Source organism: Streptococcus parasanguinis (genome assembly GCF_001069785.1).
Classification (GTDB): Bacteria; Bacillota; Bacilli; order Lactobacillales; family Streptococcaceae; genus Streptococcus; species Streptococcus parasanguinis_T.
On sequence record NZ_JVSR01000096.1, the window covers coordinates 27623 to 54232 of the forward strand.

The 26610-nt window shown below is 44.3% G+C and carries 23 protein-coding genes; all 23 read left to right on the forward strand.

The window, feature by feature from the left end; all coding sequences use genetic code 11:
- Window positions 1-135: 135 nt before the first annotated feature.
- The 23 genes from pbp1b (at window position 136) to folK (ending at window position 26445) form a co-directional block, all read left to right on the forward strand.
- The gene (gene pbp1b / locus ADG03_RS08950; RefSeq protein ID WP_049472882.1) at window positions 136-2592 is read left to right on the forward strand and encodes a penicillin-binding protein PBP1B; all 2457 of its coding nucleotides are present in this window, start codon (window positions 136-138) and stop codon (window positions 2590-2592) included.
- 351 nt (window positions 2593-2943) lie between these two features.
- On the forward strand, window positions 2944-6513 hold the full coding sequence (gene rpoB, locus ADG03_RS08955; RefSeq protein ID WP_049472880.1) for a DNA-directed RNA polymerase subunit beta: 3570 nt from the start codon (window positions 2944-2946) through the stop codon (window positions 6511-6513).
- 159 nt (window positions 6514-6672) lie between these two features.
- Complete coding sequence (gene rpoC / locus ADG03_RS08960; protein ID WP_003009742.1) at window positions 6673-10326, forward strand: DNA-directed RNA polymerase subunit beta'; 3654 nt, start codon at window positions 6673-6675, stop codon at window positions 10324-10326.
- 322 nt (window positions 10327-10648) lie between these two features.
- Window positions 10649-11803 (forward strand): non-hydrolyzing UDP-N-acetylglucosamine 2-epimerase, encoded by a 1155-nt coding sequence (gene wecB / locus ADG03_RS08965; RefSeq protein ID WP_049472879.1) that lies wholly within the window; start codon window positions 10649-10651, stop codon window positions 11801-11803.
- Window positions 11804-12592: an MMPL family transporter gene (locus ADG03_RS08970; protein ID WP_023919656.1), complete on the forward strand. Its 789-nt coding sequence runs from the start codon at window positions 11804-11806 to the stop codon at window positions 12590-12592.
- Between the two features lie 9 nt (window positions 12593-12601).
- Complete coding sequence (locus ADG03_RS11780; protein WP_003009749.1) at window positions 12602-12742, forward strand: hypothetical protein; 141 nt, start codon at window positions 12602-12604, stop codon at window positions 12740-12742.
- Complete coding sequence (locus ADG03_RS08975) at window positions 12735-14045, forward strand: glycosyltransferase family 2 protein (protein WP_049472878.1); 1311 nt, start codon at window positions 12735-12737, stop codon at window positions 14043-14045. Before ADG03_RS11780 ends, ADG03_RS08975 begins: the two co-directional genes overlap by 8 nt.
- 8 nt (window positions 14046-14053) lie before the next feature.
- Complete coding sequence (locus ADG03_RS08980; protein ID WP_049472876.1) at window positions 14054-15157, forward strand: family 8 glycosyl hydrolase; 1104 nt, start codon at window positions 14054-14056, stop codon at window positions 15155-15157.
- Window positions 15158-15380: 223 nt separating this feature from the next.
- A complete protein-coding gene (locus ADG03_RS08985; protein WP_049472903.1) occupies window positions 15381-15770 on the forward strand; it encodes a DUF1033 family protein in 390 nt (129 codons plus the stop codon).
- 87 nt (window positions 15771-15857) lie between these two features.
- Window positions 15858-16799: a competence type IV pilus ATPase ComGA gene (gene comGA, locus ADG03_RS08990; RefSeq protein ID WP_031572599.1), complete on the forward strand. Its 942-nt coding sequence runs from the start codon at window positions 15858-15860 to the stop codon at window positions 16797-16799.
- The gene (comGB, locus tag ADG03_RS08995) at window positions 16732-17763 is read left to right on the forward strand and encodes a competence type IV pilus assembly protein ComGB (RefSeq protein WP_192832140.1); all 1032 of its coding nucleotides are present in this window, start codon (window positions 16732-16734) and stop codon (window positions 17761-17763) included. The genes comGA and comGB overlap by 68 nt, the downstream gene beginning before the upstream one ends.
- On the forward strand, window positions 17760-18077 hold the full coding sequence (comGC, locus tag ADG03_RS09000) for a competence type IV pilus major pilin ComGC (RefSeq protein ID WP_023919650.1): 318 nt from the start codon (window positions 17760-17762) through the stop codon (window positions 18075-18077). Before comGB ends, comGC begins: the two co-directional genes overlap by 4 nt.
- Window positions 18067-18471, forward strand: coding sequence for a competence type IV pilus minor pilin ComGD (gene comGD / locus ADG03_RS09005; protein ID WP_003004513.1), 405 nt, complete (start codon window positions 18067-18069; stop codon window positions 18469-18471). The genes comGC and comGD overlap by 11 nt, the downstream gene beginning before the upstream one ends.
- Entirely contained in the window at window positions 18437-18724 is a 288-nt protein-coding gene (gene comGE, locus ADG03_RS09010) for a competence type IV pilus minor pilin ComGE (RefSeq protein ID WP_049472874.1), read from the forward strand. Before comGD ends, comGE begins: the two co-directional genes overlap by 35 nt.
- Window positions 18714-19166 (forward strand): competence type IV pilus minor pilin ComGF, encoded by a 453-nt coding sequence (gene comGF, locus ADG03_RS09015; protein WP_049472872.1) that lies wholly within the window; start codon window positions 18714-18716, stop codon window positions 19164-19166. The genes comGE and comGF overlap by 11 nt, the downstream gene beginning before the upstream one ends.
- Window positions 19132-19590 carry a competence type IV pilus minor pilin ComGG gene (comGG, locus tag ADG03_RS09020; RefSeq protein WP_023919648.1) on the forward strand — a complete coding sequence of 153 codons (459 nt, stop codon included), beginning with the start codon at window positions 19132-19134 and terminating at the stop codon, window positions 19588-19590. The genes comGF and comGG overlap by 35 nt, the downstream gene beginning before the upstream one ends.
- Before the next feature lie 30 nt (window positions 19591-19620).
- The gene (locus ADG03_RS09025) at window positions 19621-20574 is read left to right on the forward strand and encodes a class I SAM-dependent methyltransferase (protein WP_049472868.1); all 954 of its coding nucleotides are present in this window, start codon (window positions 19621-19623) and stop codon (window positions 20572-20574) included.
- A gap of 51 nt (window positions 20575-20625) precedes the next feature.
- Entirely contained in the window at window positions 20626-21819 is a 1194-nt protein-coding gene (locus ADG03_RS09030) for an acetate kinase (protein ID WP_023919646.1), read from the forward strand.
- Between the two features lie 72 nt (window positions 21820-21891).
- Entirely contained in the window at window positions 21892-22623 is a 732-nt protein-coding gene (locus ADG03_RS09035) for a CPBP family intramembrane glutamic endopeptidase (protein ID WP_049472866.1), read from the forward strand.
- A gap of 162 nt (window positions 22624-22785) precedes the next feature.
- Window positions 22786-23736, forward strand: coding sequence for a dihydropteroate synthase (gene folP / locus ADG03_RS09040; RefSeq protein WP_049472865.1), 951 nt, complete (start codon window positions 22786-22788; stop codon window positions 23734-23736).
- Window positions 23737-25047 (forward strand): bifunctional folylpolyglutamate synthase/dihydrofolate synthase, encoded by a 1311-nt coding sequence (locus tag ADG03_RS09045; protein WP_049472864.1) that lies wholly within the window; start codon window positions 23737-23739, stop codon window positions 25045-25047. It abuts the gene before it with no gap.
- Between the two features lie 8 nt (window positions 25048-25055).
- The gene (folE, locus tag ADG03_RS09050) at window positions 25056-25610 is read left to right on the forward strand and encodes a GTP cyclohydrolase I FolE (RefSeq protein WP_003019101.1); all 555 of its coding nucleotides are present in this window, start codon (window positions 25056-25058) and stop codon (window positions 25608-25610) included.
- A 25-nt stretch (window positions 25611-25635) separates the two neighbouring features.
- Window positions 25636-26445 carry a 2-amino-4-hydroxy-6-hydroxymethyldihydropteridine diphosphokinase gene (gene folK, locus ADG03_RS09055; RefSeq protein WP_023919641.1) on the forward strand — a complete coding sequence of 270 codons (810 nt, stop codon included), beginning with the start codon at window positions 25636-25638 and terminating at the stop codon, window positions 26443-26445.
- Window positions 26446-26610 lie beyond the last annotated feature (165 nt).

Genomic DNA, 26610 nt, shown 5'->3' on the forward strand with positions numbered 1-26610 from the left:
AACCACGGAAATGGCAATGGTTTCCATCATTTTCTTGTCCTTACCCAGGAAGAATGAGTGACGATTTCTACGCTCTTGTGATTGAAAACAAAGGGCCTAATCTGCTATAATATAGGGAACAAGGAGAAAGAATCAGTGAATCAATTAAAAGAGAAGCTGCAAGAGTTTTGGAAGAAAGTCCAAAAATTCTTTGCAAAGATGTATACAGAAACTCCGAATAAGGAAAAAAATGAGGAAAGTAGCTGGTCTGTCGGCGATATTTTTGCGACATTTTTGAGGACCCTCAAACTCTTGTGGGATGTCATGATCGCCCTGTTCGTGTGCCTCTTTTTATTTGGTGCAGGGATCGGGATTGGTTATGCGGCGAGCCTCTTTAGCAATGTCAAGGTTCCAAAGACAGAAGAATTGGTCCAGCAGGTCCGCAACGTCAGCAGTGTTTCAAAACTGACTTATTCCGATAAGAGCTTGATTGCAGAAGTGGACAGTGATTTGATCCGCACGCCAGTCGCAGGAGACGCCATTTCAGATAATGTCAAGAAGGCTGTGATCGCTACTGAGGATGAGAATTTTGAAAGCCACAAGGGGGTTGTGCCTAAAGCCGTTCTTCGGGCAACACTTGGATCTGTAGCCGGCGTGGGTTCCTCTAGTGGGGGATCAACCCTGACCCAGCAGTTGATCAAACAGCAAGTCGTGGGAGACGCTCCAACCTTTACTCGTAAGGCGACAGAGATTGTTGATGCCCTAGCTTTAGAGCGGGGAATGGATAAAAATGAAATCCTAACCACCTACTTAAATGTTTCGCCTTTTGGACGAAATAATCGAGGACAAAATATTGCAGGTGTGGAAGCTGCAGCTCAAGGGATCTTTGGCGTCTCTGCAAAAGACTTGTCTGTTCCACAAGCGGCCTTTATCGCTGGCTTGCCACAAAGTCCGATTGTCTACTCTCCTTATGCTGCAGACGGTAGCCTAAAGAGCAAGGAGAACCTCGAGTTAGGTCTGGCGCGTGCCAAAGACGTTTTGTTCAATATGTACCGGACGGGAACCTTGTCGAAAAAAGACTACGAGACCTATGCTCAGTACGACTTGACCAAAGACTTCATCGCTCCAGATGGCATCGAGAAAACACCGCATGACTACCTCTACTTCCAAGCCATGGCAGAAGCAAAAGAAGCCATGTATGATTACTTGATCAAGCGAGACAATGTCACCAAGCAAGACTTGAAAAATAATGAAACCGTCAAGGCTTACCAAGAATTAGCTGAGAGCGAATTGCGCGAAGGTGGCTACACCATCCAAACCACGATCAACAAACCGGTTCACAATGCGATGCAGGCCGCGGTAGCGAATTTTGGAAGCGTCTTGGATGATGGGACGGGTCTTGTAGAAGTTGGGAATGTCCTTATGGACAACCGAACGGGTGCCGTTTTAGGATTTATCGGTGGACGGAATTTTGACGGCAACCAAAACAACCATGCCTTTGATACAGAGCGTTCCCCAGGGTCTACAATCAAACCACTGTTGGCCTATGGGATTGCCATCGACCAAGGCTTGATGGGAAGCAATAGCATCCTTTCTAACTACCCGACTAATTTCTCAAGTGGGGAGCCGATCATGCACGTGGATAGCCGAGGGACAGCCATGATGGATCTCCGTGAGGCCCTCAATACCTCATGGAATATTCCAGCTTACTGGACTTACCGGACTCTTCGTGAAAAAGGTGTGGATGTCCCATCCTACATGAAGAAAATGGGCTATGATATCCCTGAATATGGCATTGAGAGTCTGCCGATGGGGGGAGGAATTGAGGTCACTGTTGCCCAACATACCAATGGTTTCCAAACCATTGCTAACAATGGGAACTACCTCAAACGCTACATGGTAGAGCAAATCATTGATCGAGATGGAGATGTGGTATACAAGCACGAGGCAGATCCTGTTCGTGTTTACTCTCCAGCAACGGCAACGATTATGCAGGATCTCTTGCGCGGGGTTATTACGTCTGGTGCAACAACGACCTTTAAGTCACGGATTAGCCAAGTCAACCCAACGCTGGCAGGTGCAGACTGGATTGGAAAAACCGGTACCACTAACTCAAATGGAGATATGTGGTTGATGCTGTCCACCCCTAATGTTTCTTTAGGAGGTTGGATCGGTCATGACAACAATGCTTCCATGCAGACCTTGACTGGATACAACAACAATGCCCAATACATGGCGCAGTTGGCGAATGCAATCTACCAAGCAGATCCAAGTCTCTTTGGGATTCAGGATAAATTCACTCTCGATAAGAGTGTGATCCGCTCTGAAGTGCTCAAATCGACTGGTGAAAGACCGGGCCGCGTCAATGTCAATGGTCGGGATATCGATGTGAGCGGTCAAATGGTGACGAGCCTTTGGGCCAAAAACGGAGCGCCAACCACTCAATACCGCTTTGCCATCGGGGGATCGGATAGCGATTATCAAAGTGCTTGGGCAGCCATTCTCGGCAATACCAGTGGAAATCAGTCGAATAATAAGAACAATTCGACAACCAATAGTTCATCCAGCAATAGTTCAAATCGAAACAGCTCAAATCGTGGCAATCGACACTAGTCTGATCCAGTAGAAAACCTGGAGAAAGCCTTGATTTTTGGAGCAAAAAACGGTATAATAGTGATAACTAATTTGTCGTGTGCTTTATTTGAAATATTGTCCAAATAAGAGCTTACAGCAGTTAAATCTTACTTGAATAAGTCGATTTAGCTGCTCTTTTTGTGCCTATTTTTCAGAAAAATCCTAGTTTGTTACACAAATTTAATTTTTCTAAAAATTACAAAAAGCGACGAATGAGGTGAAGAGATAGCTCTTCACGTGATGCAAATCACACAATTGTAGTTAAAACCGGATAGGTGGTGAAAGTCATTTTACCAAGCTATCCTAGTATGGAAAAAGGAGCTAAAAACTTTGGCAGGACATGACGTTCAATACGGGAAACATCGGACCCGTCGTAGTTTTTCAAGAATCAAAGAGGTTCTTGATTTACCAAACTTGATTGAAATCCAGACAGACTCATTCAAAGATTTCTTGGATCATGGCTTGAAGGAAGTATTTGAAGATGTGCTTCCCATCTCAAACTTCACGGATACAATGGAATTGGAATTTGTGGGTTATGAAATCCGCGAACCTAAGTATTCGCTTGAAGAAGCGCGCATCCACGATGCCAGCTACTCAGCACCAATCTTTGTGACCTTCCGTTTGGTCAACAAAGAAACAGGTGAAATCAAGACCCAAGAAGTTTTCTTTGGTGATTTCCCAATCATGACTGAAATGGGAACTTTCATCATCAATGGTGGAGAACGGATTATCGTATCTCAGTTGGTCCGCTCACCAGGTGTCTACTTCAATGATAAGGTGGACAAGAATGGTAAGGTTGGTTATGGATCAACTGTTATTCCTAACCGTGGGGCTTGGTTAGAGCTTGAAACCGACTCAAAAGACATTGCTTACACACGTATCGACCGCACACGTAAGATTCCATTTACAACTCTTGTGCGTGCTCTTGGATTCTCTGGAGATGATGAAATCATCGATATCTTTGGGGACAGCGAATTGGTTCGCAATACCATCGAAAAAGATATCCACAAAAACCCAATGGATTCACGGACAGATGAAGCCCTCAAAGAAATCTACGAGCGTCTTCGTCCAGGTGAACCAAAAACAGCGGAAAGCTCACGTAGCTTGTTGGTAGCCCGTTTCTTTGATCCACGTCGTTATGACTTGGCACCAGTTGGTCGCTACAAGATCAACAAGAAACTCAATATCAAGAACCGCTTGTTGAACCAAACAATCGCAGAACCATTGGTAGATGCTGAAACAGGGGAAATTCTTGTAGAAGCTGGTACTGTCATGACGCGCGATGTGATCGACAGCATCTCTGAACAATTGGATAACGGTTTGAACAAAATCACCTACATTCCAAATGATGCTGCTGTTTTGACAGAGCCAGTAGAATTGCAAAAATTCAAAGTTGTTGCTCCAACAGATCCAGACCGCGTTGTTACCATCATCGGAAATGCCAACCCATCTGACAAAGTGCGCATCGTAACTCCAGCTGATATCTTGGCAGAAATGAGCTATTTCTTGAACCTTGCAGAAGGTCTTGGCCGCGTGGATGATATCGACCACCTTGGAAACCGTCGGATTCGTGCCGTTGGTGAATTGCTTGCTAACCAAGTGCGTCTTGGACTTTCACGGATGGAACGAAACGTTCGCGAACGGATGTCTGTACAAGATAACGATGTCTTGACACCACAACAAATCATCAACATCCGTCCAGTAACTGCGGCAATTAAAGAATTCTTTGGATCTTCCCAATTGTCACAGTTCATGGACCAACACAACCCACTTTCTGAGTTGTCTCACAAACGTCGTTTGTCTGCCTTAGGGCCTGGTGGTTTGACACGTGACCGCGCTGGATATGAAGTGCGTGACGTGCACTATACCCACTATGGTCGTATGTGTCCAATCGAAACACCTGAAGGACCAAACATCGGTTTGATCAACAACTTGTCATCCTACGGACACTTGAACAAATATGGTTTCATCCAAACGCCATACCGTAAAGTGGACCGTGAAAAAGGTGTAGTCACCAACGAAATCGTTTGGTTGACAGCCGATGAAGAAGATGAGTACATCGTTGCTCAGGCCAACTCTAAGTTGAACGAAAAAGGTGGCTTTGCTGAGCCAATCGTTATGGGACGTCACCGTGGTAACAACCAAGAATTCCCATCTGATCAAGTCGACTACATGGACGTATCTCCAAAACAAGTAGTTGCCGTTGCGACAGCATGTATTCCTTTCTTGGAAAACGATGACTCCAACCGTGCCCTCATGGGTGCCAACATGCAACGTCAGGCTGTGCCATTGATCGATCCAAAAGCCCCTTATGTGGGGACTGGTATGGAATACCAAGCAGCCCATGACTCAGGAGCTGCAGTCATTGCACAACATGGTGGTAAGGTTACCTATGCAGATGCAGACAAGGTAGAAGTTCGTCGGGAAGATGGATCTCTTGATGTTTACCATATCCAAAAATTCCGTCGTTCAAACTCCGGTACAGCTTACAACCAACGTACTCTGGTTAAAGTTGGTGAAACCGTTGAAAAAGGCGACTTTATCGCTGATGGTCCATCGATGGAAAAAGGGGAAATGGCCCTTGGTCAAAACCCAATCGTCGCTTACATGACTTGGGAAGGGTATAACTTCGAGGATGCTGTTATCATGAGCGAACGCTTGGTGAAAGAAGATGTCTACACATCTGTTCACTTGGAAGAATTCGAATCAGAAACACGCGATACCAAGTTAGGCCCTGAAGAAATTACCCGTGAAATTCCAAACGTCGGGGAAGATGCTCTTCGTGACTTGGATGAAACAGGTATTATCCGTATTGGTGCTGAGGTTAAAGAAGGCGATATCCTTGTCGGTAAGGTAACACCGAAAGGTGAAAAAGACCTTTCTGCCGAAGAACGTCTCCTTCACGCTATCTTTGGGGATAAATCTCGTGAAGTGCGTGATACATCACTCCGTGTACCTCACGGTGGAGATGGAGTCGTTCGCGATGTTAAGATCTTTACCCGTGCAAACGGTGATGAATTACAATCTGGTGTCAACATGTTGGTTCGTGTTTACATTGCACAAAAACGCAAGATCCGCGTCGGAGATAAGATGGCCGGTCGTCACGGAAACAAAGGGGTTGTGTCTCGTATTGTTCCAGTTGAAGATATGCCTTACCTTCCAGACGGTACACCGGTTGATATCATGTTGAACCCTCTTGGGGTGCCATCACGTATGAATATCGGTCAGGTTATGGAACTTCACCTTGGTATGGCAGCTCGTAACTTGGGTATTCACATCGCAACACCAGTCTTTGATGGAGCAAGCTCAGAAGATCTCTGGGATACTGTGAAAGAAGCTGGTATGGATAGCGATGCCAAGACGATTCTTTACGATGGACGTACTGGTGAGCCGTTTGACAACCGTGTCTCTGTCGGTGTCATGTACATGATCAAGCTTCACCACATGGTTGATGATAAACTCCATGCCCGTTCAGTCGGACCATACTCAATGGTTACCCAACAACCACTCGGAGGGAAAGCTCAGTTTGGTGGACAACGTTTCGGGGAAATGGAAGTGTGGGCCCTTGAGGCTTATGGTGCATCAAATGTCCTTCAAGAAATCTTGACTTACAAGTCAGATGATGTCAACGGACGTTTGAAAGCTTATGAAGCGATTACCAAAGGTAAACCAATTCCAAAACCAGGTGTACCAGAATCCTTCCGCGTTCTTGTCAAAGAATTGCAATCTCTTGGTCTTGACATGCGTGTCTTGGACGAAGATGATCAAGAAGTGGAACTTCGTGACCTCGATGAAGGGGAAGACGATGATGTGATTCATGTGGATGACCTTGAAAAAGCACGTGAAAAAGCAGCCAAGGAAGCAAAAGCAGCCTTTGATGCTGAAGAATCAGAAAAATAATCAGTAAAAATGATTGTCTTGTGAGAAACCAATGCTTCTGACAGGATGATTCGATAACAAGATACAGATACAAGGAGGTGGCAAGAAAGTTTCCTTTCTTCCCCCACCTAAGCTGTATCCAAATGAAACAAGTATGAAAACAAGGAAAGGTAAGAAATAGTGGTTGATGTAAATCGTTTTAAAAGTATGCAAATCACCCTAGCTTCTCCAAGCAAGGTCCGTTCATGGTCTTATGGAGAGGTCAAGAAACCTGAAACAATCAACTACCGTACATTGAAACCAGAACGTGAAGGTCTCTTTGATGAAGTCATCTTTGGACCTACAAAAGACTGGGAATGTGCGTGTGGGAAATACAAACGGATCCGTTACAAAGGGATCGTTTGTGACCGCTGTGGGGTTGAAGTAACACGTGCGAAAGTTCGTCGTGAACGCATGGGGCACATCGAGTTGAAAGCTCCTGTATCACACATCTGGTACTTCAAAGGCATCCCTTCTCGTATGGGATTGACCTTGGATATGAGCCCTCGTGCCCTTGAAGAAGTCATTTACTTCGCAGCTTACGTGGTGATCGATCCAAAAGATACACCACTTGAGCACAAATCCATCATGACAGAACGTGAATACCGTGAACGCTTGCGTGAATACGGACCAGGTTCCTTTGTAGCTAAGATGGGTGCAGAAGCGATCCAAGACCTCTTGAAACAAGTGGATTTGGAAGCTGAAATTGCTCTCTTGAAAGAAGAATTGAAGACTGCAACTGGTCAAAAACGTGTGAAGGCTGTTCGTCGTTTGGATGTCTTGGATGCCTTCTACAAATCTGGTAACAAGCCAGAATGGATGGTTCTCAACATCCTTCCGGTTATTCCACCAGATCTTCGTCCGATGGTCCAATTGGATGGTGGCCGTTTTGCTGCCTCTGACTTGAACGACCTCTATCGTCGTGTGATCAACCGGAACAACCGTTTAGCACGTTTGCTTGAGTTGAATGCCCCTGGTATCATCGTGCAAAACGAAAAACGGATGCTTCAAGAAGCGGTTGATGCTTTGATCGATAACGGTCGTCGTGGTCGTCCAATCACAGGACCAGGTAGCCGTCCATTAAAATCATTGAGTCACATGCTCAAAGGGAAACAAGGACGCTTCCGTCAAAACTTGCTCGGTAAACGGGTTGACTTCTCAGGACGTTCTGTTATCGCCGTTGGTCCAACTCTTAAGATGTACCAATGTGGTGTGCCACGTGAAATGGCCATCGAGCTCTTCAAACCATTCGTGATGCGTGAAATCGTTGCGCGTGATATCGTGCAAAACGTCAAAGCTGCAAAACGCTTGGTCGAACGTGGAGATGAACGCATCTGGGATATCCTAGAAGAAGTGATCAAAGAACACCCAGTTCTCTTGAACCGCGCACCGACCCTTCACCGTTTGGGGATCCAAGCTTTTGAACCTGTCTTGATTGACGGGAAAGCTCTTCGCTTGCACCCACTTGTCTGTGAAGCCTACAATGCCGACTTTGACGGGGACCAAATGGCCATCCACGTACCGCTTTCAGAAGAAGCTCAAGCAGAAGCTCGTATCTTGATGTTGGCTGCTGAGCACATCTTGAATCCAAAAGACGGTAAACCAGTTGTTACTCCATCTCAGGATATGGTATTGGGAAACTACTACCTCACTATGGAAGAAGCTGGTCGTGAAGGCGAAGGCATGGTCTTTAAAGACCGTGATGAAGCGGTGATGGCCCTTCGCAATGGCTATGTTCACTTGCATACCCGTGTCGGAATTGCGACAGATAGCTTGAACAAACCATGGACAGAAGCGCAACAACACAAGATTCTCTTGACAACTGTTGGTAAGATCCTCTTTAACGATATCATGCCTGCAGAACTTCCATACCTTCAAGAGCCAAATAATGCCAACTTGACAGAAGGCGTTCCAGCTAAGTACTTCTTGGAACCTGGTCAAGATGTCAAAGCAGCGATTGAGAAATTGGAATTAAACGTTCCATTCAAGAAGAAAAATCTTGGAAATATCATCGCAGAAATCTTCAAACGCTTCCGTACAACTGAAACGTCTGCATTCTTGGACCGCTTGAAAGACTTGGGTTATCATCATTCAACCCTTGCTGGTTTAACAGTGGGGATTGCCGATATTCCGGTCGTTGAAGATAAGGCAGAAATTATTGAAGAATCTCACAAACGTGTGGAACAAATCACCAAACAATTCCGTCGTGGTTTGATCACGGATGACGAACGCTACAATGCCGTTACAGCTGAATGGCGTGCAGCCCGTGAGAAATTGGAAAAACGCTTGGTGGATAACCAAGATCCGAAGAACCCAATCGTTATGATGATGGACTCTGGAGCCCGTGGTAACATTTCAAACTTCTCGCAACTTGCCGGTATGCGTGGTTTGATGGCCGCTCCAAATGGACGGATCATGGAATTGCCAATCCTGTCAAACTTCCGCGAAGGTTTGTCAGTACTCGAAATGTTCTTCTCAACTCACGGTGCCCGTAAAGGGATGACCGATACGGCCTTGAAGACAGCCGACTCAGGTTACTTGACTCGTCGTTTGGTTGACGTGGCCCAAGACGTCATTATCCGTGAAGATGACTGTGGAACAGACCGTGGACTTGTGATCCGTGCCATTACTGATGGTAAGGAAATGATCGAGCCACTCGAAGAACGCTTGACTGGTCGTTATACCAAGAAATCTGTTAAACATCCTGAAACAGGTGAAGTCATCGTTGGTCCAGATACCTTGATTTCAGAAGACCTAGCACGTGAAATTGTCAAAGCTGGTGTTGAAGAAGTCACTATCCGCTCTGTCTTTACATGTAACACCCGCCATGGTGTCTGCCGTCACTGTTATGGTATCAACTTGGCGACTGGTGATGCGGTTGAAGTGGGTGAAGCAGTCGGAACTATCGCTGCCCAATCTATCGGGGAACCTGGTACACAGTTGACCATGCGTACCTTCCACACGGGTGGGGTTGCCTCAAATACCGATATCACTCAGGGTCTTCCTCGTGTCCAAGAAATCTTTGAAGCCCGCAATCCAAAAGGGGAAGCGGTCATCACTGAGGTCAAAGGGGAAGTCACAGCCATCGAAGAAGATGCTTCTACACGCACCAAGAAAGTCTTTGTTAGCGGAGCAACTGGTGAGGGCGAATACGTTGTCCCTTACACTGCCCGCATGAAAGTCGAAGTGGGAGATCAAGTCTCTCGTGGTGATGCTCTGACAGAAGGGTCTATCCAACCAAAACGTCTCCTTGCCGTTCGTGATGTCTTGTCTGTTGAAACTTACCTTCTTGCAGAAGTACAAAAAGTATACCGTAGCCAAGGGGTAGAAATCGGCGACAAACACATCGAGGTAATGGTGCGTCAAATGATCCGTAAAGTACGTGTCATGGATCCAGGAGATACAGACCTTCTCATGGGTACTCTGATGGACATTACAGACTTTACAGATGCCAACAAGGACGTCCTTATTTCTGGTGGAGTTCCTGCGACAGCTCGTCCAGTCCTTATGGGAATTACCAAAGCCTCACTTGAAACCAACAGTTTCTTGTCTGCGGCTTCCTTCCAGGAAACAACTCGTGTTCTTACAGACGCAGCGATCCGTGGTAAGAAAGACCATCTCCTTGGACTGAAGGAAAATGTTATCATTGGTAAGATTATTCCTGCAGGTACAGGTATGGCTCGTTACCGTAACTTGGAACCACAAGCGATTAATGAAGTTGAAATTATCGAAGAAGTGCCATTAACAGATGGAACAGTTGATGAAGTTCAAACAGCTGAAGTCGTAGAAGAATAAGAAAATTAGTCGGAACCACAAGTTCCGGCTTTTTTTTGAAAAAATTATAAAAATTTATTATTTGAAAAATAATTGTATAATTATTGAATTATTTTTTTACCAAAAATATTAGCCCGGTAAAAGTCGTGCTGTAAATACTTACAATTAGTGATTATATGGATATGTATTCTAAACACCAAAATAATAAAATGACTAACTATTAGTAATTTCTTTATAAAACCCAAAATCGGTTTGACATTTAAAGTCATTGGCGGTAGAATGAAAAAAGATGCACACAAATTAAAAAAATGTCGAATTACATGCATGTCGACGGGGGAAGTTTATGGGAAAATTGAAAATAATGGTTGTGTTTGGGACGCGACCGGAGGCCATTAAAATGGCCCCTTTGGTGTTGGAGTTGCAAAAGCAAAAAGAGGTTATTGAGACCATTACGGTGGTCACTGCCCAGCACCGTCAAATGCTGGACCAGGTTTTAGAAACCTTTAACATCGTACCTGATTACGATTTGGATATTATGGGGAAAAGCCAGACCTTATTGGACATTACCTCTAAAATCCTGAATCAATTAGATCCAGTTATCAAAAAAGAAAAGCCGGATATGGTGCTCGTCCATGGAGATACGACCACTACCTTTGCGGCGAGTCTGGTTGCCTTTTACAATCAAGTCCGCATTGGTCACGTCGAAGCTGGTTTGAGAACCTTTGATAAATATTCTCCATATCCAGAAGAGATGAACCGTCAAATGACGGATGATTTAGCAGATCTGTATTTTGCGCCGACGGGCGAAAGTAAGGCCAATCTCTTAAAAGAAAATCATCCGGAATCCTCTATTGTGGTGACAGGAAATACTGCCATTGATGCGCTGAAACTCACGGTTCAAGACGACTATCACCACGAAGTACTGGATCAATTGGATCCAGCTAAAAAAGTCATCCTGGTCACCATGCATCGAAGAGAAAATCAAGGCCAACCTATGCGAGCGGTCTTTGGGGCTCTGAGAGAAATGGTGGATCAAGAACCGACGATTGAAGTGGTTTACCCAGTGCATCTTAGTCCAGCGGTCCAAGAGGCGGCAAACGATCTATTAGGAGATCATGATCGGATCCACCTCATTGAGCCTCTAGATGTGCTAGATTTCCACAACTTAGCTTCGAGAAGTTACTTTATCATGTCGGATTCAGGTGGGGTGCAAGAGGAGGCACCATCATTAGGAAAACCGGTATTGGTATTGCGCGATACAACGGAACGCCCAGAAGGGGTCAAAGCGGGGACTTTGAAATTAGTTGGTACGGATCCTACCGTTGTCAAAACGACGATGACAGAGCTCTTAACCAACGAAAGCCTGTATCTTCAAATGGCAAATGCCCGAAATCCTTATGGGGATGGAAAAGCTTCTGAGCGAATCGTACAAGCCATTAAACATTACTTTGGCCAGGGAGAGGTTGCCGAAGAATTTCATGAGGGAGAGAAAGAATAAATGAAAAAAACGGAAAAGTTAAGTAGATGGTTGCTGATTTTGATTGTTTTCGAAGTACTTCTTTTACTTTACTGCTTGTTTTTTGCAAGAGAGATTCTGATTGAAGAAGGATTGTTCTTTGTTTTAGGATTATTTTCTGCTATTGTCTTATCGGATTTATTGTTGACATGGACCATCCTGTTGTCATTTGCCCTTGGGATTGTCTTTTTGGTGGCGGGGGTCGTCTATATCCCATTTCATCAAGCCTTGCTCTTGCTCTTTAGTTTTCCGATCTTGATTGGAATATTGACCCGAATTCGCTATCACCTCTTTAAAGAGATTGCAAAAGTGAAGGATCAAGAGCCAGAAGCTTACGCAGATTACCGCAACCGCATCGCTTCTTATGGCGGACAAACCAATGATACAATTCAGGCCTTACTCATTCACTGGTCGCACGAGGAATTGTTCTTCCAATTGCAACCGAGAGAGTACAATCGGACCTTGAACCAAATCAACTATTTGTTAACGCATCATCTGAAGCCAAATGAAAGCTTGTATTATGTATCAGACGGTAATTTCTTGATCTTATCTTCTGATAGCGAGCGGGATCTGAAGAGCGATTATATGACGGTCTTAAAACCACAGTTGGAAGGACTGGTTTTCCAAGGAGAAGATGGGGTTCAGGGCATCCAATTTCAGTCAGGATTTCTTGTAGTGGATCAATCCAATCGAACCAAATACCATCGCTATAAAGAAATGATTCGTTACTTAAAACGTCAACTTGAAACAGATATTATTGTGGAATATTAGGAGGAAAACATGTCTCTTACAAATATATTTTTTAATATAGCTGTAGGCATCAGTGTATTTTTTGCCTTGTGCTTTATTGTATTATTTGTAGCTTATACGGTGATTTACCACCGTGTCAATAAAAATTTTAAGGCGGTGGACCATGATTAGTCAGATTGTGATGATTATTGCCTTGATTTCGATTTGGTTGTCCTTAGCCTGGGGCTTAGTAATCCTCTTTTCAGCCGTTCATTTTTGGTTTAAACACAGTGATTTTCGTGTTAATACGGATCCGCTTCCTTATTATCCAAAAGTGACGATCGTCGTGCCCGCCCATAATGAGGATGTGGTCATTGCACAAACAGCTAAAGCGATCCTTGATATGAACTACCCACATGATCGTGTTGAATTACTGCTCTTTGCGGATAATTGTTCTGATCGAACCTATGAAGAGTGTTTGGCGGTTAAAGCATTGCCAGAGTATGCAGGACGTGATTTGACCATTATCAATCGAAGCGGGACAGGTGGGAAAGCCGGTGTGCTAAATGACGCTTTGGCGATGGCAACCGGAGACTATATCTGCGTCTATGATGCAGATGCCATGCCTGAAAAGAATGCTCTTTATTTCCTTGTGAAAGAAGTCCTCAAAGATCCAGAACGTCATGTGGCTTCTTTCGGCCGCAATAAAACGCGGAATGCCAATCAAAACTTCTTGACTCGCTGTATCAACCAAGAAATTGTCGTTACCCAACGGGTTCATCATGTGGGCATGTGGCATCTCTTTAAGATTGGACGGATTCCAGGAACTAACTTCATTATTCAAACCGAATTTGTCAAGAGTATTGGAGGATGGAAAAACGGTGCCTTGACTGAGGATACAGATATTTCCTTCAAGATTATGCAAAGTGGGAAGTTGATTGCGCTAGCCTATAATTCAGAAGCCTTCCAACAAGAGCCAGAGACTCTGAAGAGTTACTATATGCAACGGAAACGTTGGGCCAAAGGGAATTATGAAGTGGTTCTTTCCAACTTCAAGCATTTATTTGGTAAGGGAAATTGGCGCGTGAAGTTGGAAGTGACCAACTATTCCTGTGTCTTCTTCTGGTTTAACGCAGCCATCGTCTTATCGGACTTGATCTTTTTTGCCAATATTCTGGCCATGTGTATCCATACAGTGGTGCCAGGTGTGCAAATTCCATTTGCCTTTGATTCAGAAAATATCTATATTGCGCAATTGATGTTGTTCAATTGGGTCTTGATGATTGGACTTTATCTGCTTCAGATTAATGTGGCTCTTGCCTCACAATTTGGTCAAGCCACTACCAAGCAAATTTGGTTGGCCTTGGCTGCCTATTTCACCTATTCTCAACTGTTTATCATTGTGTCGATTGATGCCATCTCTTCGATTGTGATGGATAAACTATTGCACCGGAAAGAAACCAAATGGGTTAAAACAAAACGATTCGCAGGATAGGAGAAATTATGAAAACGAAAAAGATGAGATATGTATGGTTTCTAGTCATCCTTTGCATTTTCTGTTTGACCTTGTTTTTAGCGAGAACGAGAAGTAAAGTGGAGATGCGAAATCGAATTTATCATCAGTGGAATGAGCATTTTGTTGTTTCAAAAGGGAAAGAATCCTATGTTCGAACCACCAATGATAGCAATCAAACAGTAGTGTTATCCGAGGCACAAAGTTATGGAATGCTCATTACTGTTGCAGCTGCCGAAAAAGGACAAGCCCAACAAGCAGACTTTGACCGACTCTATCACTATTATCTAAATCATCGCTTGGAAGGTACCCAATTGATGTCTTGGAAACAAACCATCAGCAATGGAAAAGCAAAGGATGAGGATCATAACGCTACAGATGGAGATCTCTACATCGCCTATGCTCTTCTAAAAGCCGCTCAGAAATGGCCAAAGCAAGCCAAAGACTACCAGGCTCAAGCCAAAGCGATTTTAGAAGATATTCTCGCACACAACTACAATGAAGAAACGGGTGTGTTAACGGTGGGGAATTGGGCCAATCAGGACTCGGAGTTTTATCATTTGATGCGGACGTCTGATACACTGCCAGCGCAATTCCAGATCTTTTATGAAGTGACAAAAGATTCAAAGTGGTTGGACATCAAAGAAAAGATGTTGCAACAACTCCAAACGATCAGCTCCCAAACAAAAACAGGTTTACTACCTGATTTCATCTGGGTAGATGAGCAAGGAACGCGCGTAGCGGATCCAAAGACGATTGAATCCAAGTATGATGGTGCCTACTCGTATAATGCTTGTCGCCTTCCATACAACCTTGTTCAAAGTAAGGACAAAACCAGTCAACAATTGGTGAAAAAGATGCTTAACTTTTTCAAGAGTCAACGAAACCTGTATGCAGGTTATGACTTGAAAGGGAAGGCCTTGAACAATCATCAGGCAGCAAGCTTTTTGGCACCGATTGTCTATGCCTCTGAACATGAAAAAGGCTATTTGAAGTTGGTGCAACAGAACAAGTATATCTTTACACAAGATCTACCTCTGAACAACTATTACGATGCAACCATGACAACCATGATTGCACTTGAATTGTTCTAAATACTTGAGAAGAGAGAGTTCCCCAGGATGGTCTGTCCATTTTGTTGGGACTCTCTTCTTTTGATTCTCGAAAAAAGGAACCAATAGCAATTAGGCAGTCTATTTTTGAAAAATAATTGTGAAAATCACCTGAAAACTACCTGAAAAATCATGTTCTGAGCAGAAAACTTTTATTCTCAAAGGATTTTCTATATAATAGAGGATACAAAGGATGGAAGAGTTTATGTATCGAGTGATTGAAATGTACGGGGACTGTGAACCCTGGTGGTTTTTAGAAGGTTGGGAAGAAGATATCTTGAGTAGTCGGAAGTTTGAAGACTATTACCAGGCTTTGAAATACTACAAGCAGAAGTGGTTGGAGTTAAATGAGCACTTTCCAAGTTATAAGAGTCGGAGTGACCTCATGACGATCTTTTGGGATACCAAGGAGCAAGAGTGGTGTGAGGACTGCAGTGAAGATGTGCAGTTTTTCCATTCGATTGTCCTCCTAGAAGACGAGCATAAGATCCCTAAAAGCAAGCTCCGCCCAGGCTACGAAAAGGAAAGAGGCAGTCGCAAACACCGTTCTTGTCAATATACACTCGATTCAAAAAAGGGGACGACCCTGTCATAAGAGAAATGCGGAAGATTTTTTAGAGCGATCTAGAAAGTCTTCTTTTTTTGTCTTCTTTTTCGAATAGTATAAGTGAGAGGAGGAACTATGGTTCAAGAAATTGCAAAAAAACTGATCCGTATGGGAAAGAAGGAAGAGGCTCAGGATCTTTACTTCATTCCTCGGAAGGAGGAGTACCAGGTTTTTATGAGGGTGGGAGACGAGAGGCGCTTTGTGCAGTCCTTCCCTTTTGAGGACATGACGGCTATGATTAGCCACTTTAAGTTCGTGGCAGGGATGAATGTGGGAGAAAAAAGGCGCAGCCAGCTAGGGTCGTGTGATTACCCATTAGAGGATGGAGTGGTCTCGATTCGCTTGTCGACGGTGGGGGATTATCGTGGTTATGAAAGCTTGGTTATTCGGCTCTTGCATGATGAGGAACGCGAATTACGGTTTTGGTTTGATCAATTACCGGACTTGAAGAAGAAATTGGCTGGTCGTGGGCTTTATCTTTTTGCGGGTCCCGTTGGCTCGGGAAAGACCACTCTCATGCATGCTTTAGCGCAAGAGCGCTTTGCGGACCAGCAAGTCATGTCTATTGAAGACCCTGTCGAGATCAAGCAGGATAATATGCTTCAGCTTCAGCTGAATGACCAGATTGGCATGACCTATGACAACCTGATCAAACTCTCCTTACGCCATCGGCCGGACCTTCTCATTATTGGAGAGATCCGAGATAAGGAAACAGCTCGTGCAGTCGTACGGGCTAGTTTGACAGGAGTCACCGTCTTCTCTACGATTCATGCGAAAAGCGTTCGAGGTGTTTATGAGCGACTTTTAGAACTTGGAGTGAGTGAGGAAGAGCTCAAGATTGTTTTACAAGGAATTTGCTACCAACGATTAATTGCAGGAGGAGGTGTGGTCGATTTTGCGACGGAAAACTACCAAGAGCACTCAGCCAGCCGCTGGAACCAACAAATGGATCTCTTGGCTCAATCGGGATATATCCAGCTGGCTCAGGCCCAAGCCGAAAAAATTATCTACCGCTAAACAAAAGCAAATCATCGAATTGTTTTTGAATCTTTATTCGAGTGGTTTTCACCTGTCTGAGATTGTCGATTTTCTGGATCGCTCTCACCTAGTGGAGAGTCGTTTGGTTTCCCAGATGCGAGAGGATCTCTCGCGGGGGCGGAGTTTTTCAGAGATGATGGCAGGGATCGGTTTTTCAGATGCAGTGACGACACAGCTGTCTCTCGCTGAGCTCCATGGCAATCTTGCATTGAGCTTGGAGAAAATCAGTGCTTACCTAGAAAACATGCGCAAGGTCAAGAAAAAGTTGATCGAGGTGAGCACCTATCCTCTCATCTTGCTTGGATTTTTAGTTCTAATTATGCTAGGCTTGCGCAATTATTTGCTTCCTCAAATGGATGCTCAAAATATTGGGACGCAATTGATCAGTTCCTTCCCCCAACTCTTTTTGGTCTTAGGAGCGGGACTGGTGGCCTTCTTTTTACTCGGATTTCTCTATTACCGCCAGTCAGGCAAGATCAACGTTTTTAGAACCTTGTCTCATCTGCCTTTCGGAAAAGGCATGATTCAAGCTTATTTGACAGCCTATTATGCCAGAGAATGGGGCAATCTGATTGGGCAAGGATTGGAATTGACTCAGATTTTTTCCATGATGCAGGACCAAAAATCCCAGCTTTTTCAAGAAATTGGAAGGGACTTAGCTCTTTCTTTAGATCGTGGCCAGTCCTTTTCAGAGACGGTCAGGGGGTATCCTTTTTTCAAAAAAGAATTGCCTCTTATGATTGAATATGGTGAAGTCAAATCAAAGCTCGGAAGTGAGCTAGAGATCTATGCTGAAAAAACATGGGAAGATTTCTTTCGTCGGGTTCACAAGGCCATGAATGTGATACAACCCTTGGTGTTTGTCTTTGTGGCTCTTGTGATTGTGTTACTCTATGCAGCCATGTTGCTGCCGATTTATCAAAATATGGAGGTTCGTTTATGAAAAAATTAAAAACCTATAAGGTTAAGGCCTTTACACTTATTGAAATGTTGGTGGTCTTATTGATCATCAGTGTGCTCTTATTGCTCTTTGTGCCGAATTTGACCAAGCAAAAAGACTCCGTGAAAGAGACAGGAAATGCAGCGGTTGTGAAGGTGGTCGAAAGTCAGGCTGAATTGTACGAGCTCAATCATACCAATGACCAAGCCACTCTATCAAAGCTAATTGCTGATGGAAATATTACCAACAAACAAGCAGAATCTTATCGTGCCTATTATGCGAAAAATAGTGGAGAAACTCGTGCGGTTGCAGATTAAGGCCTTCACCTTGGTGGAGACTCTTCTGACCTTGATGATCGTCAGTTTTATCTATCTGGGCTTATCGGGATCGATCAAGACGAGCTTTCAGCAGGTGGAAGAAAAAGTATTTTTTGCAGAGTTTGAACACCTCTATCAAGAAAGCCAGAAAATAGCGCTGGCAAGGCAAACGGAATTGGATGTTGAAGTGACTGCAAGGAAGATTCAAACGCCCTACCAGACAGTGGAGATTCCTGATTCTGTCATTTTGCAAGATCCTAAAACCATTCGTTTAGACCGTGCAGGTGGCAATTCATCCCTGGCCAATGTTCACTTTCAGACACAGAGAGGAGTGGTGACCTATCAACTGTCGCTTGGAAATGGGAAAATTAAAAAAAGCATCCGTTCCCGCTAGTATTCTCATAGAATCTTTGGTAGCCTTGGGTTTATTTGCCATGATTACGACCTTATTGTTAGGGGAGATCCGGCGTTCGCGTAGGGAGCGACTAGCGGATTTCAAAGAGGTAGAGGTCTTATCTGTCGCTCAAATGGCACTTCAGACAGGGCAAAATCATCTGGAGGCCAATGGTATTCAAGTTCAAGTCGAAAAAGATGCCGATCAACTCACGGTCTATCATCAAGGAAAGGTGGTACTGCATGTGGAATAAAGGTAAGGTCAAGGCCTTTACCCTGCTCGAAGCCTTGGTCGCTCTCTTGGTCCTTAGTGGGGGTGTGTTGGTCTTTCAAGGCTTGACTAAGCTCCTGCATGCTGAATTGGACTACCAAGCACACCAAAAGCAGGAGGAATGGATACTTTTTCAGCAACAATTGCAGGTGGAATTGGACCGGAGTCATTTTGAAAAAGTAGCGGACAATCATATCTACTTGGTTCAGGATCAAAAACCAATTGCTATTGGCCAATCTAAAGGAGATGATATCCGAAAAACAGATGATAAGGGCAGAGGCTATCAGCCTATGATTTCAGGGGTTCGCTCTAGCCAAATTTGGCAGGAGGGAGAGCTCCTTCATCTGCGGTTGAATTTTGAAGAAGGTCTAGAAAGGGAGTATGTCTACCATGTGGTACCAGCGATACAAAATGAAAAAAGTTAAGGCTGGTGTCTTGCTTTACGCTCTCTTGATGGCAGCGATTTTTAGTCTCTTGCTTCAGTTTTACCTGCACCGTCAGGTTGCGGAAAGACGAATCTTAAAGACGAGTCAAGATCGCCTTCAGGCCTATGCTTTGGTGCAAATGGCTCTTGAAAAGAGAAAGAGTGATGAGAAGACATCAGAGATTCATTTAAAATCTGGAACCGTTCAGCTAAAGAAGGATACTGGTTTTCTTCATGCCCAGGCTGAGATGGATGGCGAAAGCTATGAGTTTGTCCTTCCAGTAAGGGAAGAAAAAGAAAGTAAGAAGAGCCAAAAAGAAAAGAAGAAGACACAGAAAGATAAGGAGAAGGCAGGGAGCGAAACGCCTTCTGAAGAGACGCTAAACGAGACCAAGGAACCATCAGAAAATAGCGAAAAAGACTAATTTTTGGTATGATAGGGTGCGGAGGAAATCATGAATTTCGAAAAAATTGAACAAGTCTATACCTATCTATTAGAAAACACTCAAAGTATTCAAAATGAATTGTCGACCAACTTTTATGACGCCTTAATTGAACAGAATGCCATGTATTTGGATGGCAAGACGAATCTAGACATCGTTAAAAACAATAGCAAAAAATTAAAAGAACTAGGTTTAAGTAAGGAAGAATGGCGCAGAGCCTACCAATTCCTTTTTATGAAAGCTGCTCAGACAGAGCCTTTACAAGCGAATCACCAGTTCACACCAGATGCGATTGGTTTTATCATTACATTTTTGATCGATCAGTTGGCTAAAAGCGACCAACTGGATGTCTTAGAAGTGGGAAGTGGAACCGGAAATCTCGCTGAGACTATTGTCAACAATAGCCGTCTCACGATTGATTACTTAGGATTGGAAGTAGATGATCTCTTGATTGATCTATCTGCTAGTATCGCAGATGTGATGGAGTCTAGCGTTGTCTTTGCACAAGGCGACGCGGTGCGTCCGCAAGTGTTAAAAGAAAGTGACTTGATCGTTAGCGACTTACCGATTGGTTATTATCCAGATGATGCGATTGCACAGCGCTATCAGGTGGCGAGCTCCGAAGGCCATACCTATGCTCATCACCTTATGATGGAACAGGCTCTGAAATACCTGAAACCTCAAGGAGTAGCCATCTTTTTAGCTCCAAACAACCTCTTGACGAGCTCTCAGAGTGATCTGTTGAAAGCTTGGCTAACAGACAAGGCTCAACTCCTTGCCATGCTGACCTTGCCAGAATCTCTTTTTTCAAATCCGGCATATGCTAAGACGATTTTCGTCCTACGAAAACAAGAAGAAGAGTCTGTTCAGCCCTTTGTCTATCCGTTTACCGATCTCCAGGATCAAGACCAGGTGGTTCACTTTATGGAAAGTTTCCAAAACTGGTTAAAGGATAGTGAAATTTGATCAAAGATCTGATATAATAGAGGAAGTGAAAACGCTTAATGAGGTGAATATATGTCGAAAACAATTTCTATTAATGCAGGAAGCTCTAGTTTGAAATGGCAATTGTACCAAATGCCAGAGGAAACTGTTCTTGCAAAAGGGTTGATTGAACGGATCGGTTTGAAGGATTCTATTTCAACCGTTAAATTTGATGGACGCTCTGAAAAACAAGTATTAGATATCCAGGACCATACACAAGCTGTAAAAATTTTGTTGGATGATTTGATTCGCTTTGATATTATCAAATCCTACGATGAGATTACAGGTGTGGGCCACCGCGTCGTTGCTGGTGGAGAATACTTCAAGGATTCTGCCTTGGTAGATGACGAAGTCCTTCGAAAAGTAGAAGAATTGTCTTTGTTAGCACCTCTTCATAATCCTGCAAATGCAGCTGGAATTCGTGCCTTTAGAGAGATTTGTCCAAATATTACCAGTGTTGTGGTATTTGATACTTCTTTCCATACAACCATGCCGGAAAAAGCTTATCGTTACCCTCTTCCAACTAAATATTACACAGAAAATAAGGTCCGTAAATACGGCGCTCATGGAACCAGTCATCAGTATGTAGCTGGTGAAGCTGCTAAACTTCTTGGAAAACCATTAGAAGAATTGAAATTGATCACCTGCCACGTTGGAAATGGTGTATCTGTTACAGCGGTTGACAAGGGAATCTCTGTCGATACCTCAATGGGCTTCACCCCTCTAGGTGGAGTCATGATGGGAACCCGTACAGGGGATCTCGATCCAGCGATTATTCCTTACTTGATGGAACATACAGAGGATTTCAATAAGCCTGAAGATATCAGCCGTATCCTCAATCGTGAATCAGGTCTTCTGGGTGTTTCTGGATCTTCTAGTGACATGCGGGATATCCATACAGCGATGCACAATGGAGATGAAAAAGCTAAATTGGCTTACGATATCTTTATCGATCGTTTGCAAAAATACATCGGTCAATACTTGGCTGTTTTGAATGGTGCAGATGCCATCATCTTTACAGCAGGAATCGGTGAAAATGCAGTAAACGTTCGCTCTTCTATTATCAATGGCATCAGCTGGTTTGGCTGCAAGGTCGACCCTGAAAAGAACGTCTTTGGAGTTGTCGGAGACATTTCCACAGATGATTCCCGTGTGAAGGTATTGGTGATTCCAACGGATGAAGAGTTGGTGATTGCGCGTGACGTTGAACGTTTCAAAAATCAGTAAACTGTAATAAAGAGAGAAGGCTGGAGGCGAAAGCCCCAGTCTTCTTATTTTATACAAGAAAGAGGTTGTCCATTGAAAAATATACAGTCTTTTGTTCGAAAGCACCCATTATGTAAGAATGCCCTCTGGCTCCTTCTTTTTGTGCCCGTATTCTTTCTCTCACAATTCCCCCTCATCACCATGGTTTATTCCCTTCAAGAAGGAGTAGATGCAAGGTGGGTCACTATCCTCACTCTCATGGTGACAGTGGCAGTGCTCTTTGTTTTTTATAAGGTCATCAAGATGAGCCCTCTGGAGAACTTAGATGTTCGGGTCATTACCTGGCCGGCTTTGGGGAGAAATTTTCTTTTTCTTCTCTTGTTGATGGCTAATAATCTGCTCGCCTATCCCTTGTTGAAACAAGAGGCAGGTGGTACAACAGCAAACCAAGCGGCTCTGAATGAGCTGCAATCTCATGCTCCTTTTCTCGCTATGGGCATGGTCGTGATCCTTGTTGCTCCGATTCTAGAAGAGCTGCTCTGTCGGGCCATTATCCCTCATTTGATCTTTCGAGGGGCAGAACCGATCGGTTATCTAGCCGGTGCTCTCTTTTTTACGTACTTGCATGGACCGAGTACCCTAGGGGAATGGGTAGCTTACGGAGGCATGTCCTTGATCTTAACTTGGGTGGCTTATCGCTACAAGCGGATCGAATATAGCATTTACCTTCACATGACCTTGAATGCGCTGGCTTATTATTATCCGGTGGTCATACTCCTTTGTTTATTGCCAGTATGGAGAGTTTTCTTCCATGATAAATTATGATAAAATGGTAGGTACCAATGAGTTTTGATGCAGAACCATCCTACAGAAGGTCAGATAAAATCAGAAATCCGTATGGAGAGTAGACTCAGGGGTTTAGAACACTTGTTCTAGCCTCTTTTGTTCGCAATCATGCTGTAGTAAGGGAATCAAAGGAGAACGAAAATGATTGATAAAAAATGGCTGAGTGGCCGAGGGACCGGTCTTTGTGGGATCTTAAATGTCACTCCGGATTCATTTTCTGATGGCGGTAAGTATACGAGTGTGGATGCAGCCTTGCAGCAGGCGAGAAAACTGATCCAAGAAGGAGCTCAGATCCTCGATATCGGAGGAGAATCAACCAGACCAGGTAGTCATTATGTAGAGATCCAAGAAGAGATTGACCGCGTGGTTCCAGTGATTAAAGCCATTCGGAAAGAAAGTGATGTCTGGATTTCAGTGGATACCTGGAAGTCCCAGGTGGCGGCGGCAGCGCTCGAAGCTGGAGCTGATATTGTCAACGATATTACTGGTTTTCTTGGAGATCCTAAGATGGCTGCTGTCGTCGCGGAGCATGAAGCGAGCGCAGTTCTCATGTTTAATCCAGTGATGGCAAGACCGCATCATCCAAGTTCCACTATCTTTCCACGTTTTGGTTTCGAACCAGTCTTTTCAGAGCAAGAGCTTCAACAGATGGCTCAAGAACCGATTCAAGACTTGATGTGGACCTTCTTTGACCGCTCGCTTGCTGAAGCGAAAGCAGCCGGTGTCCAGATGGATCGTATTATGTTGGATCCTGGGATCGGATTTGGGTTGACCAAGCGAGAGAACTTACTCTTATTACAAGAACTTGGGACGATTCACCAAAAGGGGTATCCGATCTTTCTAGGGGTCTCCCGCAAACGTTTTGTGGTCAATATTATTGAGGAAGCTGGATTTGAGACAGATCCTGCAACGGAGACTGGTTTTTGGAATCGGGACCTGGCTTCGAGCCATTTGACCAGTATTGCAGCCAGTCAAGGAGTCGAAGTAGTGCGGGTGCATGATATTCCCCTTCACAAGATGGCAGCCAGTCTGGGCCAAGCCATTTTCCAAGCCCAAGAGGCAGCAGATACCAATTTAAAACAATACAAGTAAATGAAGACAAAAGAACATCAGTTGGATCTTCGTTGGCTAGAAGCCTATCGTTCCCAAGATCCACATTTCGGCTTGGAGCGCATGGAAGCTCTCTTGGCTTTGAGAGGAAATCCTCACCTAGACTGTCGGGTTATTCATGTTGCGGGGACCAATGGCAAAGGATCTACCATTGCCACCTTGTCCCAACTCTTGAGGCAGGCAGGTTTACGAGTTGGAGTCTTTACCTCTCCTTATCTGATCCATTACAATGACCAAATCACCATTAATGGCGAAGCCATTTCGGATCAAGACCTGCAAACCTACCTGGATAGTTACCAGCAACTCCTGGAAGCTGAACAATCAAGGGCTGTTTTTCAAGGGTTGACTGAATTTGAAGTGATGACGGCCATCGCCTATGATTATTTTGCTCACGAGGAGCTGGATTATGTGATCATGGAAGTCGGTATGGGGGGACGACTAGACAGTACCAATGTCTGTCAGCCTGTTCTGACTGCGATCACTTCGATTGGCTTGGATCATGTTGCCCTTCTTGGGCCAGATCTGGCTTCCATCGCCCGTGAAAAGGCTGGTATCATTAAGCCAGGAATTCCTCTGGTTCTAGGGAAATTAGAAGCAGAAGCCAGCCAAGTCATTGAAGGCATTGCGATTCAGAAGCAGGCACCGATAACAGCCTATGATAAGGATTACCAAGTTGAGCTAGAAGCCTCTTGTCTATCGGGTCAATCCTTTTCTTATCACAGTTCCAAAAGAGAAAAAGCCTCTTATCAAGTAGCGCTCTTAGGTCATCACCAGGCCAGAAATGCAGCTCTTGCTATCAGTATCTGTGATGTACTTTTTGAAAGAGAAGGGCGTGAACTCTTGTCAAGAGAGTTAGTGGATGAAGCCTTGCATCAAGTCGTCTGGCCTGGCCGGATGGAAGTGGTCTCGCAAAATCCCATGGTCTTGCTAGATGGGGCCCATAATCCCCATGCCGTTGCGCCTTTGATCGCAAGTCTTCGGGAACTGTTCCCAAGGCAAAAAAAGACCATTCTTTTTACCTGCATCCGGACCAAAGCTTTAGAAGAGATGCTCATTCAGTGGCAGGAACTGGAAAATAGTCGCTTGATCCTAACGACCTTTGAAGATCCAAGAGCCTATTCTCAAGAAGAGATAAGAGCTGCTGCGAAAAACCATCAGCTTGAGGAAGTCAACTGGCAAGAGTTTCTACAAAACTGGCAAGCAAAAGGCGATGAGCTCCTCATTGTAACGGGATCGCTCTACTTTCTTAGCCAGGTACGACCTTATTTATTAAAAACAGAAAAATCCAACTAGGAGATGATATGGATACAAAGAAAATTGAAGAAGCAGTGAAAATGATCATCGAGGCAGTCGGTGAAGATGAGAACCGTGAGGGACTTCAGGAAACGCCGACCCGCATTGCCAAGATGTACCAAGAAATCTTTGCAGGATTAGGGCAGACAGCAGAAGAGCACCTGTCTAAATCATTTGAAATCATTGATAACAATATGGTGGTCGAGAAGGATATCTTCTTCCATTCCATGTGTGAGCATCACTTTTTACCATTTTATGGAAAAGTGCACATTGCCTACATTCCAAATGGCCGTGTGGCTGGGCTTTCCAAACTGGCTCGTACGGTCGAAGTTTACGCTAAAAAACCACAGATTCAGGAACGTTTGACGGTAGAAATCGCAGATGCCTTGATGGAATATCTTGGAGCACAAGGAGCACTTGTCTGGGTAGAAGCAGAGCATATGTGTATGAACATGCGTGGTGTCCGTAAACCTGGGACCGCTACAGTGACAACTGCTGCGCGTGGACTGCTTGCGACAGATAAAGACTTAAAAAATGAAGCCTATAAACTCATGGGCCACTAATGGCTGGCTATAAGAGGTGAACAGAGTGGATCAATTACGGATCAAGGACTTAGAGGTATACGCCTATCACGGTGTTTTCCCAGCAGAAAAAGAATTAGGACAACGCTTTGTCCTAGACCTATGGGTAGATTATGAGATGACTCGTGCTGCCCGCACAGGTGATTTGGAAGCTTCGATCCATTACGGGATCTTGGCGGAACAGTTGACCGAGTGGATGCAGGCAGAAAAGATTGATCTGATTGAAACGGTGGCCTTTCAATTGGTTCAAAAGATTTTCGAAAGCTATGCCTTCGTAGAAAAAGTTCGTCTGGAGTTGAAAAAACCTTGGGCTCCTGTTCCCTTGCCACTCGAGACTTGTTCGGTGACAATCGAACGGGAGAAAAAACGGGCCTTTATTGGGCTTGGCACCAATATGGGAGATAAACAACTGCAACTAGAGACGGCGCTAGAAAAACTCAAGGATCGAGGCATTCGCCTTCTTCAGACATCCACAAGGATTGAAACAGAACCCTGGGGAGGAGTGGAGCAGGACACCTTTTTGAATCAGGTGGCAGAGGTTGAAACCTGGATGACCCCAGAGGATTTATTAGAGACCTTACTTGCCATTGAGCAGGAAATGGGGCGTGTCCGTGAGGTCAAGTGGGGGCCACGTGTGATCGATCTAGATCTGCTCTATATGGAGGACACCATTTGTTACAGTCCGAGCTTGATCTTGCCACATCCTTATGTGGCAGAACGTGCCTTTGTCCTAGAGTCTTTGAATGAAATTGCTCCTCATTTTGTGGACCCTGTTCAAAGAAAGCCAATTCGCCAATTATGGGATGCCGTCAAATAGTCTCTCTTCTTTGCATCATAAAAAAACAATCCCTGCTCTAGGAATTGTTGAGATTGAAGACAAAGTCTTCTTAAAAAACTTTCCTTAGGTGAGTACGGACGTCAGCGAACTTCTATGAAGTTCCATGACTAATTATTGAGCCTAAGGTCTCAATAATTCCGAGTG

What these genes read in the sequence shown, in the direction of transcription:
- ADG03_RS09030 (WP_023919646.1), top strand. Translation starts at nt 20,626, where the DNA reads ATGTCGAAAACAATTTCTATTAATGCAGGAAGCTCTAGTTTGAAATGG.
- ADG03_RS08975 (WP_049472878.1), top strand. Translation starts at nt 12,735, where the DNA reads ATGATTAGTCAGATTGTGATGATTATTGCCTTGATTTCGATTTGGTTG.
- comGA (WP_031572599.1), top strand. Translation starts at nt 15,858, where the DNA reads ATGGTTCAAGAAATTGCAAAAAAACTGATCCGTATGGGAAAGAAGGAA.
- comGF (WP_049472872.1), top strand. Translation starts at nt 18,714, where the DNA reads ATGTGGAATAAAGGTAAGGTCAAGGCCTTTACCCTGCTCGAAGCCTTG.
- comGG (WP_023919648.1), top strand. Translation starts at nt 19,132, where the DNA reads ATGTGGTACCAGCGATACAAAATGAAAAAAGTTAAGGCTGGTGTCTTG.
- wecB (WP_049472879.1), top strand. Translation starts at nt 10,649, where the DNA reads ATGGGAAAATTGAAAATAATGGTTGTGTTTGGGACGCGACCGGAGGCC.
- comGC (WP_023919650.1), top strand. Translation starts at nt 17,760, where the DNA reads ATGAAAAAATTAAAAACCTATAAGGTTAAGGCCTTTACACTTATTGAA.
- ADG03_RS11780 (WP_003009749.1), top strand. Translation starts at nt 12,602, where the DNA reads ATGTCTCTTACAAATATATTTTTTAATATAGCTGTAGGCATCAGTGTA.
- ADG03_RS08985 (WP_049472903.1), top strand. Translation starts at nt 15,381, where the DNA reads ATGTATCGAGTGATTGAAATGTACGGGGACTGTGAACCCTGGTGGTTT.
- folP (WP_049472865.1), top strand. Translation starts at nt 22,786, where the DNA reads ATGATTGATAAAAAATGGCTGAGTGGCCGAGGGACCGGTCTTTGTGGG.
- ADG03_RS09025 (WP_049472868.1), top strand. Translation starts at nt 19,621, where the DNA reads ATGAATTTCGAAAAAATTGAACAAGTCTATACCTATCTATTAGAAAAC.
- ADG03_RS08980 (WP_049472876.1), top strand. Translation starts at nt 14,054, where the DNA reads ATGAAAACGAAAAAGATGAGATATGTATGGTTTCTAGTCATCCTTTGC.
- ADG03_RS09045 (WP_049472864.1), top strand. Translation starts at nt 23,737, where the DNA reads ATGAAGACAAAAGAACATCAGTTGGATCTTCGTTGGCTAGAAGCCTAT.
- ADG03_RS08970 (WP_023919656.1), top strand. Translation starts at nt 11,804, where the DNA reads ATGAAAAAAACGGAAAAGTTAAGTAGATGGTTGCTGATTTTGATTGTT.
- folE (WP_003019101.1), top strand. Translation starts at nt 25,056, where the DNA reads ATGGATACAAAGAAAATTGAAGAAGCAGTGAAAATGATCATCGAGGCA.
- comGE (WP_049472874.1), top strand. Translation starts at nt 18,437, where the DNA reads ATGGGAAAATTAAAAAAAGCATCCGTTCCCGCTAGTATTCTCATAGAA.